This is a genomic window from Myroides sp. ZB35 (genome assembly GCF_001865835.1).
Lineage (GTDB): Bacteria > Bacteroidota > Bacteroidia > Flavobacteriales > Flavobacteriaceae > Flavobacterium > Flavobacterium odoratimimum.
Genome location: NZ_CP017769.1, coordinates 221,217 through 239,041, shown reverse-complemented (window position 1 = coordinate 239,041; position 17,825 = coordinate 221,217). Strand labels below are relative to the sequence as shown.

At 34.6% G+C, this 17,825-nt stretch carries 16 protein-coding genes and 3 tRNA genes; 10 read left to right on the top strand and 9 right to left on the bottom strand.

What is annotated here, in order from left to right:
- The 6 genes from BK054_RS00985 to BK054_RS00960 all read left to right on the top strand — a co-directional run bounded on the left by BK054_RS00985 (position 1) and on the right by BK054_RS00960 (position 8,322).
- Positions 1–816 (top strand): M48 family metallopeptidase, encoded by an 816-nt coding sequence (locus tag BK054_RS00985; RefSeq protein ID WP_006265932.1) that lies wholly within the window; start codon positions 1–3, stop codon positions 814–816.
- Between the two features lie 51 nt (positions 817–867).
- A complete protein-coding gene (locus BK054_RS00980) occupies positions 868–2,166 on the top strand; it encodes an MFS transporter (protein ID WP_006261853.1) in 1,299 nt (432 codons plus the stop codon).
- Positions 2,167–2,253: 87 nt separating this feature from the next.
- On the top strand, positions 2,254–3,225 hold the full coding sequence (locus BK054_RS00975) for a hypothetical protein (RefSeq protein WP_006261852.1): 972 nt from the start codon (positions 2,254–2,256) through the stop codon (positions 3,223–3,225).
- A gap of 201 nt (positions 3,226–3,426) precedes the next feature.
- A complete protein-coding gene (lon, locus tag BK054_RS00970) occupies positions 3,427–5,895 on the top strand; it encodes an endopeptidase La (protein WP_006265931.1) in 2,469 nt (822 codons plus the stop codon).
- A gap of 319 nt (positions 5,896–6,214) precedes the next feature.
- Entirely contained in the window at positions 6,215–6,901 is a 687-nt protein-coding gene (gene cmk / locus BK054_RS00965; RefSeq protein ID WP_006265930.1) for a (d)CMP kinase, read from the top strand.
- 80 nt (positions 6,902–6,981) lie between these two features.
- Entirely contained in the window at positions 6,982–8,322 is a 1,341-nt protein-coding gene (locus BK054_RS00960; protein ID WP_006258747.1) for an MFS transporter, read from the top strand.
- 93 nt (positions 8,323–8,415) lie between these two features.
- Here the strand turns inward: BK054_RS00960 and BK054_RS00955 are convergent, their stop codons facing one another.
- The 3 genes from BK054_RS00955 to BK054_RS00945 all read right to left on the bottom strand — a co-directional run bounded on the left by BK054_RS00955 (position 8,416) and on the right by BK054_RS00945 (position 11,965).
- Positions 8,416–9,762 (bottom strand): DEAD/DEAH box helicase, encoded by a 1,347-nt coding sequence (locus tag BK054_RS00955; RefSeq protein ID WP_006265929.1) that lies wholly within the window; start codon positions 9,760–9,762, stop codon positions 8,416–8,418.
- Positions 9,763–9,945: 183 nt separating this feature from the next.
- Positions 9,946–10,707: a C40 family peptidase gene (locus BK054_RS00950; RefSeq protein WP_006258745.1), complete on the bottom strand. Its 762-nt coding sequence runs from the start codon at positions 10,705–10,707 to the stop codon at positions 9,946–9,948.
- Positions 10,708–10,786: 79 nt separating this feature from the next.
- Positions 10,787–11,965 (bottom strand): acetyl-CoA C-acyltransferase, encoded by a 1,179-nt coding sequence (locus BK054_RS00945; RefSeq protein ID WP_006265928.1) that lies wholly within the window; start codon positions 11,963–11,965, stop codon positions 10,787–10,789.
- Positions 11,966–12,245: 280 nt separating this feature from the next.
- On the opposite strand from BK054_RS00945, the gene BK054_RS00940 reads away from it, so the two are divergent.
- From BK054_RS00940 to BK054_RS00930, 3 genes are all read left to right on the top strand, one after another.
- Positions 12,246–12,329, top strand: a tRNA-Ser gene (locus tag BK054_RS00940).
- A gap of 7 nt (positions 12,330–12,336) precedes the next feature.
- A tRNA-Pro gene (locus BK054_RS00935) sits at positions 12,337–12,411 on the top strand.
- A gap of 31 nt (positions 12,412–12,442) precedes the next feature.
- Positions 12,443–12,516: transfer RNA gene (locus BK054_RS00930), tRNA-Arg, on the top strand.
- 152 nt (positions 12,517–12,668) lie between these two features.
- On the opposite strand, the gene BK054_RS00925 is transcribed toward BK054_RS00930, so the two are convergent.
- From BK054_RS00925 to BK054_RS00915, 3 genes are read right to left on the bottom strand one after another with little or no spacing between them, the layout of a single operon-like run.
- Positions 12,669–13,061 (bottom strand): transposase, encoded by a 393-nt coding sequence (locus tag BK054_RS00925; RefSeq protein WP_232234325.1) that lies wholly within the window; start codon positions 13,059–13,061, stop codon positions 12,669–12,671.
- A 10-nt stretch (positions 13,062–13,071) separates the two neighbouring features.
- Complete coding sequence (locus BK054_RS00920; RefSeq protein WP_071306886.1) at positions 13,072–14,058, bottom strand: transposase; 987 nt, start codon at positions 14,056–14,058, stop codon at positions 13,072–13,074.
- On the bottom strand, positions 14,045–14,398 hold the full coding sequence (locus BK054_RS00915; protein ID WP_006260368.1) for a hypothetical protein: 354 nt from the start codon (positions 14,396–14,398) through the stop codon (positions 14,045–14,047). The genes BK054_RS00920 and BK054_RS00915 overlap by 14 nt, the downstream gene beginning before the upstream one ends.
- A gap of 498 nt (positions 14,399–14,896) precedes the next feature.
- On the opposite strand from BK054_RS00915, the gene BK054_RS00910 reads away from it, so the two are divergent.
- On the top strand, positions 14,897–15,679 hold the full coding sequence (locus BK054_RS00910; protein ID WP_006265926.1) for an alpha/beta fold hydrolase: 783 nt from the start codon (positions 14,897–14,899) through the stop codon (positions 15,677–15,679).
- Here the strand turns inward: BK054_RS00910 and BK054_RS00905 are convergent, their stop codons facing one another.
- From BK054_RS00905 to BK054_RS00895, 3 genes are all read right to left on the bottom strand, one after another.
- The gene (locus BK054_RS00905; protein WP_006265925.1) at positions 15,680–15,883 is read right to left on the bottom strand and encodes a hypothetical protein; all 204 of its coding nucleotides are present in this window, start codon (positions 15,881–15,883) and stop codon (positions 15,680–15,682) included.
- A 117-nt stretch (positions 15,884–16,000) separates the two neighbouring features.
- Entirely contained in the window at positions 16,001–16,900 is a 900-nt protein-coding gene (locus BK054_RS00900) for a lytic transglycosylase domain-containing protein (RefSeq protein ID WP_006265924.1), read from the bottom strand.
- Positions 16,884–17,561: an alpha/beta hydrolase gene (locus BK054_RS00895; RefSeq protein ID WP_006264363.1), complete on the bottom strand. Its 678-nt coding sequence runs from the start codon at positions 17,559–17,561 to the stop codon at positions 16,884–16,886. Before BK054_RS00895 ends, BK054_RS00900 begins: the two co-directional genes overlap by 17 nt.
- Positions 17,562–17,825 lie beyond the last annotated feature (264 nt).

Sequence of the window (17,825 nt, the reverse complement as noted above, 5' to 3'; positions counted from 1 at the left end):
ATGAAAAAAATCGTATTCTCTATCGGAACTTTTTTGTTGTTAACTGCTTGTGCAACAAATCCTTTTACAGGTAAAAAAACGATGGCATTTACTTCTAATGCTGAGTTGTTTCCAATGTCTTTTTCACAATATGATACTTTCTTAAAGGAACATAAGGTGGTAAAAGGGACAAAAGATGCACAACGTGTAGCTGACGTAGGTGTAAAAATTAAGAAAGCAGCAGAGGTTTGGTTGACGGCTAATGGGTATGGGAGTTATCTTAATGACTATAAGTGGGAGTATAACTTAGTAGATGATAAGGAAGTGAATGCGTGGTGTATGCCTGGAGGTAAGATTGTGTTCTACACAGGTATTTTGCCATATTGTCAGACAGATGCAGGAATAGCTGTAGTGATGGGGCATGAAGTAGCTCACGCGTTAGCTAATCACGGACAACAGCGCATGAGTGCAGGTATGTTACAGCAGGCAGGAGCTGTGGCAATAGATGCAGCTACTGCTAAGTCTAGTGCTACGACTAAGCAGTTAAGTGCTGGTCTATATGGATATGGTAGTAATGTAGCAGGGATGTTACCATTCAGTAGATCACATGAGACAGAGGCTGATAAGATAGGTCTGACACTAATGGCTATCGCTGGATATAATCCAGAAGAAGCAGTTAGTTTCTGGAGTAGAATGGCTGCTAGAGATGGCAGTGGAGGTGGGGGCTCATGGATGAGTACACACCCTAGTAATCAAGAGCGTATTGCTAATTTGAAGAAATTAATTCCTGAAGCGAAAGCTGAAGCAGCAAAATTTGGTGTATCTTTCGGAAGATAAAAATAGAGTAAGCTACCTTTGGGTAGCTTATTTTTTTAAATAGACTAGACTATGAAAAGTTTTGTAAAAGGGGATAAAAAACTTTTAAATGCATGGGCGTTTTATGATTGGGCTAATTCTGTATATGCTTTAGTTATTTCGTCATCTATCTTTCCGTTGTATTATGGATCTTTATTTAGAGAGTTGAACATTGATAGTTTTGACTTTTGGGGAACCTCTATTAAGAGTGAGTCAATTATTAGTTATATCACTGCGATAGGATTCTTAATAGTATGTATACTATCGCCTATATTATCAGGAATAGCAGATTATCTAGGGACTAAAAAGTTCTTTATGAAGTTGTTCTGTGGTGTAGGGTCTATATCGTGTATGCTTCTTTATTTTTTTAGTCTAGACTATATGCTATTGAGCTTATTGATCTATATGTTTGGGTTAATTGGTTTTTGGGGAAGTTTAGTTTTCTATAATTCTTATTTGCCTGATATAGCATTTACTGAACAACAAGATAGAATAAGTGCAAAAGGATATGCACTAGGATATATCGGGAGTGTGATACTGTTATTGTTAAACTTATTGTTAGTCATGAAGTATGACATCTTTGGTTTTACAACAGCGATGACAGCGATGCGTTTCTCCTTTATATTAGTAGGGCTATGGTGGATAGGGTTTAGCCTTTATACTTTTAGGTATTTACCAGATTTTAAAAATGAGAAGAAAATCACTAAATCGTTGTTTTTTAAAGGATTTAGAGAGTTAAAAAGAGTGTGGGGAGAGCTAAAAGAGTATGTTGCATTAAAGAGGTATTTAGTCGCTTTTTTTGTTTATAGTATGGCTGTACAGACGGTGATGATTATCGCAGCTTATTTTGGAGAAAAGGAAATCGCATGGGAAAACGATACTCAGCGTACGACAGGCTTAATATTAAGTATACTGATGATCCAGTTAGTTGCTGTACTAGGAGCTTATTTGACTTCTCTATTGTCAAAAAAAATTGGCAATATTTATACGTTATGTGTATTAAATGCGTTATGGATTATAATATGTCTATATGCATATACTATAATCACACCTAATGAGTTCTATGTGGCAGCTAGTTTTGTGGGATTAGTAATGGGAGGAATACAATCGTTGTCTCGATCTACTTATTCTAAACTACTACCAGAGACCACAGATACTACTTCATTCTTTAGTTTTTATGATGTGACAGAGAAGTTAGGTATTGTACTAGGGATGTCTATGTATGGGCTAGTCAGTGATATAACAGGTAAGATGCAGAATGCTATATTGTTTTTAATCTTATTTTTTGCTGTAGGTTTCGTTCTACTATTAAGAATACCTAATAAAAGATAGAATTAGTATTAAAAAAGAAATAAGATTGTATTTTTGTTATTGAAATATTTTTAAAAATTGATTACTTTACGAATAGTAAGATATAATATGAAAAAGACATTTAGAATATTAGCGATTAGTTTATTTTCTATCACAGCTATGACCGTAGCTTCGTGTGATAATGAATCTTATGACTCTATCATAGAAGGTGAGCAGGGAGTAGGTAAGCCGATTATGACTATTCATAATCAGGGAGAGACTATCTTAATGAGAGAAGGAATAGTAGCTGAGTTAGATAAAAACGGACGTTTAGAAATAAAAGTGAAGTTAACAGGAAGTGAGAATTATGAAAATGACGAACTGATCCTTAGAACTTTAAAGTTTCAGTCAGGTAACTTTCCTACTAATGTGAATGAGAGTAATTACTATTCTTGGGAGAATAAGCTTCTGTATACTACGAAGGACACATTGCGTCCTAATATCGTGACAGGGATTATGTCTATAGGTAATATTAATAGAAAGGCAAGAGTATTGTCTGGTGATTTTGATATTAAGCGCATGATGCCAAGTATACAAGATGACCCTAACTTAAAGTCATTTCCTATTAGTGGAAACTTTGTAGATATCCCTTTTGTTAGAAAAGAGGCTACGTACTTAGAAGCGTTTGCAGATAATGAACCTTTTACTAATCCTGAGGAGTCTGTAGAAGTAAAGGCAGGAAGAGCATACGTATCTAGTATAGATGGTGTAGAGAAGACACAGAAGATAGTATTAGATTTTCCTTATAATAATGATATCGTTGTATCGAATGATCCTAAAGATTTTAAGAAATTAGGATGGTTTAACGTAGAGTATACTTCTCCTTATGGAGTTAAGTACACGTCTAAAGATGTGGCAGAGAGTGAAGGTTTCTTGCGTTTTGATTATGCAGAGAAAGATAAAGATGATCCTAATAAGTTTTTATTAAAAGGTAGATTTGAAGCTACTTTAGTAGGAGTGGAAGAAGAAGACCAAGATAAAAGAGTAAAAATCACTTATGGAGATTTTTCTGTTATAATTATTTCTTCTCCGAGTAAATAATATTTTGTATTTTAACATAAAAGAGAAAAAATCCTTGCCATAAGAGTAAGGATTTTTTTGTGGCATAAAGATTGAAATATTATATAGGTAGAACAATTAAAAATTAATGTTTTTGTTGGTAATCAGTTGGTTATGGGTGTGGTTGTAGTTAGGCTATGTCGAGAAAAAATTGTTAACTGACAAAATGACGTAAAAATACATATGGCAAATCAAAAAATAATAACATTTGACAACTTGTCGTTACAAGATTTAGGAGATGGAGATTCAGAGTTTATTCCAATTTTTTCGAGTGAAGATGAAGAAGAAATGAATAAAGAAGAGTTACCTACTTCACTTCCGATATTACCATTGCGAAACATGGTATTATTCCCAGGTGTAGTGATTCCTATTACAGCAGGTAGAGATAAGTCTATTGAATTATTAAATAGAGCAAATAAAGGAGATAAAACGATAGGTGTAGTAGCGCAGATAGATGAGGGTACAGATGATCCTGGTATCAATGAGATATACCATACAGGGACAGTGGCTCGTATTATCAAGTTATTAAAGTTGCCTGACGGAAATATCACAGTTATCTTACAGGGTAAAAAACGTTTTGAGATTACAGAACTAACACAAGAAGAACCTTATATGAAGGCTAATGTGGTGGCTCGTGAAGAGAAGCGCCCTAGCAAGAAGAATAAAGAGTTCTCAGCTATAGTAGATTCTATTAAGGAGACTGCTTTAGAAATTATCAAAGAGAATCCTAATATACCATCAGATGCAGCATTTGCTATTGAGAATATTTCTAGTGAATCTTTCTTAATTAACTTCGTTTCTTCTAATATGAGTATGGATATTGCTGATAAGCAACGATTACTTAATATAGATGATCTAAATGCTAGAGGATTAGAAGCTCTAAAGATGATGACTTTAGAGTTGCAAAAACTTCAGTTGCGCAATGATATTCAAACGAAAGTTAGAGTTGATCTAGATCAACAACAAAAAGAGTATTTCTTACATCAACAAATGAAAACAATCCAAGAAGAATTGGGTGGTTTCTCAAATGAAGAGGAGTTTGAAGAAATGCGTAAGAAAGCTGCTAATAAAAAGTGGTCTAAGGAAGTACAAGAACGCTTCGATAAGGAGTTAATGAAGTTCCAAAGAATGAACCCTCAAGTAGCTGAGTTTGGTATTCAACGAAACTATCTAGAGTTGTTCCTAGAGTTACCTTGGAATCATTATTCTAAAGATGTCTTTAATTTAAAGAATGCTCAGAAGCAGTTAGATAAAGATCATTATGGAATAGAAGAGGTGAAGAAGCGTGTCTTAGAGCACATGGCTGTTCTGAAGTTAAGAAACGATCTTAAGTCTCCTATTCTATGTCTATATGGACCTCCAGGGGTAGGTAAGACCTCTATCGGTAGATCTATAGCAGATGCATTAGGTCGTGAGTATGTACGTATTTCTTTAGGAGGATTGCGTGACGAAGCTGAGATTAGAGGACATAGAAAGACATATATCGGGGCTATGCCTGGACGTATTATTCAGAGTCTAAAGAAAGCAAAGACATCTAATCCTGTGTTTTTATTAGATGAGATAGATAAGCTGTCTTCTAGTCATAATGGTGATCCTTCTTCTGCATTGTTAGAAGTATTAGATCCAGAACAAAATCACGAGTTCTATGACAACTTCTTAGAGATGGGGTATGACTTGTCTAAGGTGATGTTCATCGCGACATCTAATAGTTTAAGTACTATACAACCTGCATTAAGAGACCGTATGGAGATTATCGAGATGACAGGGTATACGATAGAAGAAAAAGTAGAGATAGGAAAACAGCACCTGTTAGAAAAACAATTAAAGGCACATGGAGTAACTTCTAAAGATGTAGTGATTGGTAAAAAGCAGATGGAGTTTATTATCACAAATTATACAAGAGAGTCTGGAGTACGTGGCTTAGATAAACAACTAGCGCATATCGCTAGAGGTGTGGCTAAGAATATCGTGATGGAAGAGGAGTATAATGTGAAGATGACAGAAGAGGATATCAAAAAGATCTTAGGTACACCACGTTTTGAAAATGATAAGTATGAGAATAATGATGTGGCTGGTGTAGTAACAGGATTAGCGTGGACTAGTGTAGGAGGAGATATTCTATATATAGAGTCAATTATCTCTAAAGGTAAAGGAGAACTATCTATCACGGGTAACTTAGGTACAGTGATGAAAGAGTCTGCTACTATCGCATTAGAGTATATAAAGGCTCATGCAGAAGAACTGGGTATAGCTCAAGAAGTATTTGACAATTATAAGATACATATCCACGTACCAGAAGGAGCGACGCCTAAGGATGGGCCTAGTGCGGGTATTACGATGTTGACTTCTATGGTGTCGTCATTTACTCAACGCAAAGTGAAAAAGAACTTAGCGATGACAGGTGAGATAACTTTAAGAGGTAAGGTGCTTCCTGTAGGAGGTATTAAAGAGAAGATTCTTGCAGCTAAGCGTGCTAATGTGAAAGAGATCATCTTGTGTAAAGACAATAGAAAAGACATCGATGATATTAAAGAAGAGTACCTTAAAGGATTGACTTTCCATTATGTAGATAAAATGGAAGAAGTCCTAGAGATCGCAATTACAAATCAGAAGGTAAAGAATGCTAAGAAGCTAGAAGTAGCTAAAAAGTAAAACTTATTAGATAGGATAGAGAAAGCTTCACTTTTATAAAGTGAGGCTTTTTTAGTTATAAGAGGCTCTTGACTGTATTTTGTGTCCTTAAAATGATGGGAATTTTTACAGATTAACTTACTTTTGCTAGCCATTATTGTAGAAAATAGTCGTATTTTTAAGGTGCTTTTTTAGTATTTGTTTTACAATGAGTGTTTTAAAAAGGTGTTTTGATTAGAAATAGCTATTTATAAAGTGTTTTTAAAAAGATATGAAAGCTTATAAATACTACTATATTTGACAAATCAATGAGTTTTAAACTAATTTTAAATTTTTCAATTTGAAAAAGATTACTATAGCGATTGATGGGTTTTCCTCTACGGGGAAAAGTACATTAGCGAAATCATTAGCGAAGTCTCTTAGCTATGTATATATAGACACAGGAGCTATGTATAGAGCGGTTACTTTGTCTGCAATGAGAAAAGGTTTGATAAAAGAAAATTACTTCAATAGAGAAGGGTTAATAGAGTCATTACCATCAGTAGAATTACACTTTGAGTACAATCCAGAGAAAGGATTTGCAGAAGTGTTCTTAAACCAAGAGAATGTAGAAGGTGTGATACGCAGTTTAGAAGTATCACAGTTCGTAAGTCAGATAGCAGAAGTACCTGAGGTAAGAAGAAAGCTGGTAGAACAACAACAAAATTTAGGTAAGTCTAAGGGAGTAGTAATGGATGGAAGAGATATAGGAACAGTTGTGTTTCCTGATGCAGAGTTAAAGATATTTATGACTGCCTCTCCAGAGATACGTGCTCAAAGACGTTTTGACGAATTGAAAGATAAAGACCCTAATGTGAGTTATGATGCAGTGTTTCACAATGTAGTAGAAAGGGATAAAATAGATACAAGCAGAGCAGATTCACCACTAGTAAAGGCAGATGATGCGATAGAGGTAGATAATTCTAATTTAACTATAGAAGAACAGTTTAATTTAATTCTGGAGTTAGCGCAAAAAAGAATTAAATAAATTATTATAAACACACTTATAAAACGAGGTTTAAGGGTATAAACTCTTAAACTAATAACACAGAAATAATATCACACGTAATGAATGTAAAAGCAAAATTGACGTTGATGAGTTACCTCGAATTTGCTGTTTGGGGGGCTTATTTAACATCTATGGGGAACTATTTAGGATCAGTTGGGCTAGGGCCTAAGATTGGTCTTTTTTATGCCATGCAAGGTATAGTATCTATTTTTATGCCTGCTATCATGGGAATAGTAGCTGATAGATGGATACCAGTTCAGAGGTTGTTAGGATTGAATCACTTAGCCGCAGCTATTTTTATGATTGCTACAGGTTATTACGGTTTTATAGCAGGAGGGGATGTAGACTTTACAACGATCTTTACACTTTACACTTGTAGTGTAGCTTTCTTTATGCCTACAATCGCTTTATCTAATTCAACTTCTTATGCAATATTAAAACAGAATCACCTCGATACGATTAAGGCCTTTCCGCCTATACGTACTTTTGGTACAGTAGGATTTATCTGTGCGATGTTGTTTGTTAACTTCTTTGGGTTCCACAGTGATGGTTCTTTAGGATTTAACTTTGGTGGAGATATCGCTTTTGAGAGTTTTCAATCTAATTATTATCAATTCTTTGTATCAGGTGTTTTAGGAATAGTTCTTTTCTTATACAGTTTCGTATTGCCTAATTGCCCTATTAATAAATCTAATGAGAAGCAGAGTTTAGCAGATGCTTTTGGACTAAAGGCATTCAGTTTGTTTAAAGAGAAGAAGATGGCTGTATTCTTTATCTTCTCAATGTTGTTAGGAGTGTCATTGCAGATTACGAATGGGTATGCTAATCCTTTTATCACGAGTTTCTCTAAAGTACCAGAATACGCTGACTCTTGGGGGGCACATAATGCTAATGCGTTAATCTCGTTATCTCAAGTTTCAGAAACCTTGTGTATCTTGTTAATTCCATTTGTTCTTAGAAAATTTGGTATTAAAGTAGTAATGTTGATGTCAATGTTTGCTTGGGTTCTACGTTTCGGATTCTTTGGTATAGGTGATCCAGGAAATGGAGTATGGATGTTTATATTGTCTATGATTGTTTATGGAATTGCATTTGACTTCTTTAATGTATCAGGTTCTCTATATGTAGATAATGAGACAAGTGAAGATATTCGTTCTTCAGCACAAGGAGTATTTATGATGATGACTAACGGTTTTGGAGCAACAATAGGTATGCTTATCGCTCAGTACATTGTGAATCACTTTGTATATAGCCAAGAAGATGTTACTTTACAGTTAGAAGGTTGGAGACATTCATGGCTTATATTCGCAGGATATGCTTTAGTAGTAACTATATTGTTTGCTATTATATTTAAGTATAAACACAATCCACAGGCTGTAGAAGAAAACATAAAAGAGTAAATATGTATTCTTTCTTTTAAGAGAATATTTTTAGATATAAAAAAAACGTGCTAAATTAAGTTTAGCACGTTTTTTTATGGTTTTAATTGTAATCTATTTCTTGCGTTTAGCAGCTCTTTTAGCTTCTACTGCTCTATTACGAGGTTTAGTTTTACGTGGGTTACGTTTACCAGGACCTCCAAGATTTACCTTTTGGTTTTTATCTTTCTTCTCGTGGAAAGCAGCTCCTTTTTCTATTGGCTTTTTAACCTTAGCAAGTTGTTTAGACTTTAACTTAGATTTTTCAAACTCCATAAGTGACTCAGAAATGACTACTTCTTCAGGTATTGTCATTGCTCTAAGTTCTTTTTCCATTAGAATCTCTGCAGCTAATTTTACTTCTTCCTCTTTAGGATCTACGATAGAGATAGCTGTACCTTTTTTATCAGCACGTCCTGTACGTCCTATTCGGTGAATATACTGTTCTGGAGAGTCAGTGAACTGTAAGTTGATTACGTGGCTAATATCAGAGATATCAAGTCCACGAGCCATTATATCTGTAGTTAGAAGACCTCTTAATTCATTCGCTTGGAACTCAGCCATAGATCTCATACGGAAGTTCTGAGATTTGTTAGAGTGAATTACAGTGAACTCTTCAGGAAAGGCAGCCTCTAATTTCTCCATTACAACATCTGCAAGACGTTTACTGTTGATAAAGATAAGTACTCTATTAAACTCTTCTTTATTGCTAAGTAAGTGCATTAATAGATTTAACTTCGTGTTGAAGTTAGGTACATTATATATCTGTTGATCTATATTCTCTAACGGAGTTCCAGAAGGAGCAAGAGATACTTCTTCAGGGAAGTCAAAATATTCGTCAAGTACTTCGTCTACTTCTTCTGTCATAGTAGCAGAGAATAAGATATTTTGACGTTTTCCTTTCATCATTGTAAGAATAGATGTAAGCTGTGTTCTAAACCCTAAGTTTAGTATTTCATCAAATTCATCAATGACTAACTTCTGTAAATTATCAAAACGCAATACTCCATCTAGAGCTAAGTCCATCATACGTCCAGGTGTACCTACTAGGATATCTACACCTTCATAGACAGCTTTTCGTTGTGTATTGATATTGGTACCACCATATACCCCTAATGTTCTTACAGACATATAGGCTGTAAGCTTTTCTACTTCATCTACTACTTGTACTACAAGTTCACGTGTAGGTACTAGTATCACTACTCTAGGAGATTCAGCATGGCTAAACTTCCATTGTTTTAAGATAGGTAGAAGGTAGGCGAATGTCTTTCCTGTACCTGTTTGGGCAATACCCATCATATCTCTTCCAGAAAGAATAACTGGAAATGATTTAGCTTGTATAGGAGTTGGTGAAATAATATTAAGCTCATTAAGAGCTTTTTCAAGGGCTTTCGGTAGATTAAATTGCTCGAAAGTATTCATATATGTCGATATTTGCAGCAAAGATACGTTTATTTTTTTTGCAATATCAAATAGTTTCTATTGTCTTAACGAATAGTTTTTGAGCCAAATAGGATAAAATAGTTAATAAAAAAACAATTACATAAGTCCTTGTAATGAATTGTGCTCCCATTAGAAAAGTGGAGACCTAAACTTACTATAGACTTAAATGATTTTCTTGATTACTCTTAGTTTATGAGTATGTCTACCAGAATCGATATTATAAATTCCTAAGTGATCTAGTCTGTCTATACGGACTTTTCCATGAGCATGTATGATATAGTTGTTCTCCATGATTATCCCTACATGGATGATATTACCCTCAGCATTGTCAAAGAAAGCTAAGTCACCTATTTCGCTTTCTTCGATGAAGCTTAAGGCTTCTCCTATAGCTGCTTGTTGTGAGGCATCACGAGGAATTCTATATCCATTGATTCTGTAAACCATTTGTGTAAAACCAGAACAGTCTATTCCGAAAGGCGTTTTCCCTCCCCATAAGTAAGGAGTATTTAAGTACATAAACGCAGTCTTTAGAAAGGTTTGTTTTGTAAACTGACCAGTGATAGTCAGTCCTTCATAAGTGAAGTTATCTGTATTGATGCTATTCTTTTTTAATCCTGTAAGGCAACTACCAAGAGGTACTGCCATTAAGTGATTGTTGTTAGAAGAAATAAAGTCTACTAACTCCGCAGAGTGAATAACAGATGTGTTTTGAAGGTATTTATAATCTTCTTCAGAGATTTCTTGATATTGTTTATTATCTATCCAACCTTGGTACTTGTCGAAAGCTAATTCTATTTTCGACCACTTCTCTGTTCTTTCTAAAATAGTAAAGTGTTCACCGAAAAGGACTTGAGAGACCATTTCGCTTCTGTCGCTTGGTTCAAGTCTTAAGGGTACAATGGCAAGGTTGCAATATGCAAACATAATATAGGTTTGAATTAAAGTACAAAAATAAAAGATGAGTTTGAACTAATCAAACTCATCTTGAATATATTATTAAAAATTAAGCTCTTTCGATAACTAATGCTGATGCACCACCACCACCATTACAGATAGCAGCAGCTCCTATTTTTGCATTGTTTTGTTCTAATACACTTAATAATGTTACGATGATACGAGCACCAGAACATCCTAGAGGGTGACCTAAAGAAACAGCTCCACCGTTTACGTTTACCTTTTCTGGATCGATATTAAGTAATTTAGTATTAGCAATACCAACTACAGAGAACGCTTCGTTAAATTCGAAGAAGTCCACATCTTCGATAGCTACATTCGCTTTTTTAAGCGCTTTAGGCAATGCTTTAGCAGGAGCAGTAGTAAACCACTCAGGCTCTTGAGCAGCATCCGCATATCCTTTGATATAAGCTAGAGGTTTTAATCCTAAGCTTAATGCTTTTTCTTCGCTCATGATTACTACAGCAGCAGCCCCATCATTAATAGTAGAAGCATTAGCAGCAGTTACAGTTCCTTCTTTTGTAAAAGCTGGACGTAAAGAAGTAATCTTATCTAATTTTACATTCGTGTATTCCTCATCCTTAGAAACTACGATAGCATCTCCTCTTCGTTGAGGTACAGATACAGGAACTACCTCGTTGTTAAACTTACCAGCATCCCATGCTTTTGCAGAACGCTCATAAGATTTAATAGCGAAGTTATCTTGTTCTTCTCTTGAGATATTATGTGTACTAGCACATAAGTCAGCAGATACTCCCATAGCATTATTGTCATAAGCATCTACTAGACCGTCATTTTGTAAACCATCAATGATAGTTGCAGGACCAAATTTGTTACCATTACGCATGTGTACATAATGAGGAATCATACTCATATTCTCCATTCCACCCGCTACAACTATTTCTGCATCACCTGCCATAATAGCTTGTGTCCCTTGCATAATCGCTTTCATACCTGATGCACAAACTTTATTTATTGTAGTACAAGCTACCTCTTTAGACAAACCTGCTTTTAAAGCTGCTTGACGTGCAGGTGCTTGTCCTTCTCCTGCTTGAACTACATTCCCCATCAATACTTCATCTACTAGATTAGCATCAAGGTTGATCTTATCTAGTGCCCCTTTAATAGCAGTAGCACCTAATACTGTAGCTGGTACAGTTGATAAACTTCCTAAGAAACTTCCTATTGGTGTTCTAGCAGCAGAAACAATAACTACTTTTTTACTCATAATTTATAGAATTAATTAAGTTTGATTTTTGTTTTAAAACTTTAGACCTTCTGTAAGGTTCAATAAAGATGTGGGAAAATACATAAAATATCTTGATTTTGGATAATTATCTAAGAAATAAAAAAATAATGTTTTTTTTATTTGTGTTTACTTCCTTGACTATGAATAGGTTTGTTTTTATGTGGTAATTTTTTGTTGTTTTTTTCTTTCAAAAGCTTGCATAGAACCAAAAGTAGTGCTAAGTTTGCATCCGCATTAGAGAAGTAATTCTCTTAGCAACGGAGAGGTGCCGGAGTGGTAACGGAGCAGATTGCTAATCTGTCATCGGGTAACCGATGCCAGGGTTCGAGTCCCTGTCTCTCCGCTTCTTTCGGGGTGTAGCGTAGCCCGGTCATCGCGCCTGCTTTGGGAGCAGGAGGTCGCAGGTTCGAATCCTGCCACCCCGACGAAAGAAAAACATCTAATGTTTTTTGGTTAGGTCCAATAGCTCAGCTGGATAGAGCAACTGCCTTCTAAGCAGTAGGTCTCAGGTTCGAATCCTGATTGGATCACAGAAGCCTCAACTTACGTTGAGGCTTTTTTGTTTTTAAATTGTTTTAGTTGATCTCTTTAAACAGAATAATAACATTTATTTTATTCTATAAAAGCTTAAATGTTATATATTTATATAAACTAAATAAGGATCAGTGACAAAAGTTGGGGACTAGGCAAAAAGTCTAGTTAATCTAAAAAGGAAAAACTTCTTATCTCTAACACCTCTATACATCATACGGAAGTATTTAATTTTGGCATTAAATGATTCCGCAGAAGCATTTGTACTTCTATTAATAAAGTAATTGATGATTTCGTTATAGTGTACATTAAAAGTCTTTAAAACAGTACTAAAGTGTTTGAGTGAAGCTTTTTCAATATCATTAAACCAATGAGCTAGCTTAGTCATAGCTATTTCTTTATCTATTTGTAGATTATATATCTGTCTAAGGTTATTAGCAAGTAGATAGGCTTGTTTAATCTCTGGGTATAATTCAAATAGTATCTTAGCTCTTTCTTGTTGGTCAGATGTCCAATTAATTTGGTTTTTATGGATCAGTGACAAAAGTTGGGGACTACGCAAAAAGTTTAGTTAATCTAAAAAGAAAAAACTTCTTATCTCTAACACCTCTATACATCATACGGAAGTATTTAATTTTGGCATTAAATGATTCCGCAGAAGCATTTGTACTTCTATTAATAAAGTAATTGATGATTTCGTTATAGTGTACATTAAAAGTCTTTAAAACAGTACTAAAGTGTTTGAGTGAAGCTTTTTCAATATCATTAAACCAATGAGCTAGCTTAGTCATAGCTATTTCTTTATCTATTTGTAGATTATATATCTGTCTAAGGTTATTAGCTAGTAGATAGGCTTGTTTAATCTCTGGGTATAATTCAAATAGTATCTTAGCTCTTTCTTGTTGGTCAGATGTCCAATTAATTTGGTTTTTATAAAGTAGAGAACGTGAGCGAACTAAAAGTTGCTTCTTAGTATCTCCATTACTAAGTATTTCAGGATTATATATAATGCCTTCTTCCTTAGCCTTTAAAACAGCAGTGTTCTCAGCGTCAAGCTCAGCCCATCTATATTTTATTCTAATATCTTGTACAGCTTCACTTACAAGCTTTTGTACATGAAAACGATCAATTACTTGCACAGCTTTAGGGAAGCACTTCTTAGCTATCTGTTTCATAGCCCCTGCCATATCTAAAGTAATCTCGGTAACTTTATTTCTAAATTTTTTAGGTAGTTTAGATAGATGCTTTATTACAGTATCTGATTTTGTTCCTTTAACTATCGCTACAATGGTCTTTTTCTGACCTTTACCTGCTTTAGAAGTCAGTATAGTGTACAATTCTCCCATAGATAAACATACTTCGTCTATGGACAGTTGTTCAGTTATATTTTCTGGATAGAGTAGCCAGTCTTGTGCATGTTCTTGTTGATTCCATTGTTTGAAACCACTAGTTTTATGTTTGTATTGGCGTTGAAACTTTTCACCTTTAACTCCAAATAATTCACCAATAGCCTTACAGCTAAGTACTTTAGTATCGGCCAATTTTTTTTAAGAACTCCGAAAACTCTGTAGTCATTCGTGTTCCTTCTGCGATGATATTCCAATCACGTGATATAATTTCTCCTGTTTGTTTATCTGTCCAACGACGACGTTGTACGTGTAGTTTAACTGATTTACCTCGTAACGGGAAGTCTTCAATAGTAATCATACTATGGAAACCTTTAGAAATAAGCTGTCTTTCAGCACATTGATTTCCGTAATCATTCTTCTCTTCAAAGTAGATATGTAGTTTGGTCTCTAATTCTTCTACTTTAGTAATATTGAAGTGTTCTACTAAGTAAGTAGGTAAGATTAGTTTTAGTATTTCTTGGCTATCCATCATAGCACAAAGATATTATTTTACACTTTCCTCCCCAACTTTTAACGTTGATCCGGAATAGGCGGGCATAAAAAATATGTAAGAAAAGACTTAACTAGGCCAATTATTATACAATCACATATAGATCCTGTGCCTGAGTTTATTGTTAAGCAGATTCTTCGACATTTAGGTTTTGATAAAAAGCAGTTTCATGAGTATTTAAAAGCTTATTATTAAGAATAGAACATATAGGAGCTTATTTGTCTTTTTGAGTTTAAATGGAATGCTTATCTTATTCTTCATAACAGTAGTTTTTAGTTCTTTTCTTTTTTACAGTAATGTGTCTTGTTAGGAGGGAGAATAGTTAAATCTAGAAGTAGTGTCAATATTTTGTCACTAGGTAAAATCAAATCTATCCTATAATCTAGGCTTAATAGAATGAGAATATCCTACAGAATCTTATTTGCACACCCCAGATATCCTTTTTATTTTTGAGACTAACGACAATAAAACTTACCGTAAATGATTACAGCTATTCAAGATTGTGTCTTAGTCAATCAAAAGAATATTTTTTATAAACACTTTTTTTATCAAGGAGAGAGTAAGTGCACGCTAGTGTTATTACATGATTCATTAGGTTGTGTTACCCTGTGGAGAGATTGGCCAGAATTGTTAGCAGAACGGTTGCAGTGTGATGTAGTAGTATATGACAGAGTAGGGTACGGACTATCAGATAAGATGGATACTACGAAGAGAGGAAAAGACTATCTAAAGCAAGAAGCAGTATTCTTAAAAGACTTATTGGAAGAATTAGAGTTAGAACGTGTCGCTTTATTTGGGCATAGTGATGGTGCGTCTATCGCTTTATTATTTGCAGCAATGTATCCAGATCACACTTTAGCGTTAGTAGCTGAGGCAGCACATATCTTTGTAGAGAAAGTAACTTTAGAAGGAGTGCAAGCTGCTAAGACTGCTTATGAGACTACAGATTTAGCTGAGCGCTTGGTTAAATATCACGGAACTAAGGTAGATGATGTAGTCCGAGCATGGGTAGATACTTGGTTATCTCCAGAATACCAAGATTGGACAGTAGAAGAGGAGATGAAGGGAATAGTGTCTCCATTGTTATTTATACAAGGAGATCAAGATGAGTACGGTAGTCTAGACCAAGTAGAGAAAACAATAGCGAAGGCTCAAGGAATTGCAGAGAAGGTTATTTTCCCTAATGTAGGGCATACTCCGCATAAAGAGATAAAAGAGCTGACGCTAGAGGTCATAGTATCGTTCTTTCAAAAGAACATTTAATTATAGTGCTTTTAGCGCTTCTATTTTGTCATAGAATAGTTTCTCTAGTCTTGGGTCAACACTACTCAAATAAGCGCTCTTTAAGCTTTTTAAGTATTTGTTTAGATCAGTTACGGTACTTCCAGGGTCTAGGTGAAAAGGTGTACTTAGATTCTTAGAAAGAATAATTTCGAATGCGTTGTTGATGTATTGTTGTTTATCCATGATTCTACAGATGTTATTAGGAGACAAAGGTACACAGAATTCAGAAGCATTAAAAAAACAAAGAGCGCTTATTTAATACATTAAATAAGCGCTCTTTGTTTTGGCTTTATAGCTAGATTAAATTCCTTTAGTTGGAATCTCTATTTCATATACTTTACCTTTTACTTTTAAACTAGTGTTTACTAACCACGGGTTGTATAGTTTTAGTAATTTGTAGTTGATACCTTGTTCTTTTGCGAATAAAGCTAAATCATCTATATCATAAGATACACTCACTTTTTTAGTAGGTACTATTGGATATTTTTCAGATTCAGGTACGTCAAAACCGTATTTTACAGGGTTAGACATAATCTCTTTTAAGGCTAATATTCTGAATACGTATCTAGAAGTCTCTTGGTTTAAGAATAAGTCATAGTAGTCCTCTACATATTGACTTTCCATAGCACGTGACATACCTGCCATTCCTCTATTATAAGACGCAGCAGCCATTGTCCAGCTACCGAAACGGTTTTTGGCACTTTGGAAGTATTTACACGCAGCTTCTGTTACTTTGATTAAGTCGTATCGTTCGTCTACGTATTCATCTATGTATAAGTTAAAGTCCTTAGATGTTCCTTTCATGAACTGCCAGAATCCACTAGCTCCAGCAGGAGATACCGCATTAGCTAGTCCGCTCTCTATCACACATAAGTACTTAAAGTCATCAGGAATACCATTCTTTTTTAAGATTGGTTCGATGATAGGGAAGAATCTATGTGCTCTTTTTATCGTTGTTATGGTACTACCGTGAAGATTCGTATTGATGATCATCTCTCGGTCAAATCTTTCTTTGACATCTATCTTGTCTAAAGGGGCTTTTTCTCCAGCGAAGTTAGCAGATAGCGGTAGAGGATGAGCGTGTAAGGCTGCTTCATTATGATCCTCCGTAGTGCTAGATATAGTAGTAGCAAACATAAACGAAGAAGCTACTGCTATAATAGCAGCGGTTACAAATACAGTTCTAAGTGTCTTTTTCATTATTTTTCTTAAGTATAATCGTTTCTAAATTTTCATTAAACCATTTGTGCTTGATGATAATCATCGCATGAGTACCTCCTTTTACCTCGATGGCAGATTGTATATTCTTATAAGGAAATATCTCATCGTTAGTCCCATGTATGTGTACTACGTTAGCTAATGGTTTGTCTTGTTTCCAATGCAGTACTTCTCTGATACACCAGTCTACATATTTCTTATCTCTTATTGGGAGATAGCGATCATATAGTGCTAATCTTTTCTTTTTTTTCTCTGAAGCTGTTTTTTTGATAACGTTCCAAAGAGTAGGGATAAGAGATGTAGGCAACCATTTATAGAGTCCTGTTTTTCTAGCGATACGATAGCGTTTAGGGAACTCTTTATTAGAACGTACACTCGAAATAATAATTGTCTTTCTTACAGAAATTAATTTACTTATTTCTTGAGCTATAATTCCTCCAAAAGAAACGCCTATTAAGATAGGATTATCATGTGTGATTAGGGGAAGATAACGCTTTACGTATTGTTCTAGTGATTCAGATTTATTTATAGGTAACCATTCTAAAAAGACAATTTCAAACTTTTCTTGATTCAAACTAAGATGTTCAAAAATCAAAGAAGTAGAGGACATACCTGGGAAGAAATAAATAGGTATTTTGCTCATTATAAATATTTTAAATCATTTTTATAAGGTTATGTGGAAAAAAATCCCGAACTTTGCTAAATATAGAGATTATAGTAACTTAAAAAAAGAAATACTAGATAATTTATTTTTTACTACAGTTTTAACGACAAATAATCCAATAAGAGCAGATTTATCGCATACACATCATGAGGTATATTAGTGATTAGAGATAATCATTTAGCATACCTGAGGTACTGTTATATGCTATAGTGTATTAGTTGGTCGTTAGAGAGTAGGAGTATA

Excerpts from the sequence above, each read along its gene's own strand:
- BK054_RS00915 (WP_006260368.1), bottom strand. The coding sequence starts at position 14,398 with ATGATGGATAGCCAAGAAATACTAAAACTAATCTTACCTACTTACTTA.
- BK054_RS00975 (WP_006261852.1), top strand. The coding sequence starts at position 2,254 with ATGAAAAAGACATTTAGAATATTAGCGATTAGTTTATTTTCTATCACA.
- BK054_RS00905 (WP_006265925.1), bottom strand. The coding sequence starts at position 15,883 with ATGGATAAACAACAATACATCAACAACGCATTCGAAATTATTCTTTCT.
- BK054_RS00985 (WP_006265932.1), top strand. The coding sequence starts at position 1 with ATGAAAAAAATCGTATTCTCTATCGGAACTTTTTTGTTGTTAACTGCT.
- BK054_RS00895 (WP_006264363.1), bottom strand. The coding sequence starts at position 17,561 with ATGAGCAAAATACCTATTTATTTCTTCCCAGGTATGTCCTCTACTTCT.
- BK054_RS00950 (WP_006258745.1), bottom strand. The coding sequence starts at position 10,707 with ATGTTTGCATATTGCAACCTTGCCATTGTACCCTTAAGACTTGAACCA.
- BK054_RS00960 (WP_006258747.1), top strand. The coding sequence starts at position 6,982 with ATGAATGTAAAAGCAAAATTGACGTTGATGAGTTACCTCGAATTTGCT.
- BK054_RS00900 (WP_006265924.1), bottom strand. The coding sequence starts at position 16,900 with ATGAAAAAGACACTTAGAACTGTATTTGTAACCGCTGCTATTATAGCA.
- BK054_RS00980 (WP_006261853.1), top strand. The coding sequence starts at position 868 with ATGAAAAGTTTTGTAAAAGGGGATAAAAAACTTTTAAATGCATGGGCG.
- lon (WP_006265931.1), top strand. The coding sequence starts at position 3,427 with ATGGCAAATCAAAAAATAATAACATTTGACAACTTGTCGTTACAAGAT.
- BK054_RS00945 (WP_006265928.1), bottom strand. The coding sequence starts at position 11,965 with ATGAGTAAAAAAGTAGTTATTGTTTCTGCTGCTAGAACACCAATAGGA.
- BK054_RS00955 (WP_006265929.1), bottom strand. The coding sequence starts at position 9,762 with ATGAATACTTTCGAGCAATTTAATCTACCGAAAGCCCTTGAAAAAGCT.
- BK054_RS00910 (WP_006265926.1), top strand. The coding sequence starts at position 14,897 with ATGATTACAGCTATTCAAGATTGTGTCTTAGTCAATCAAAAGAATATT.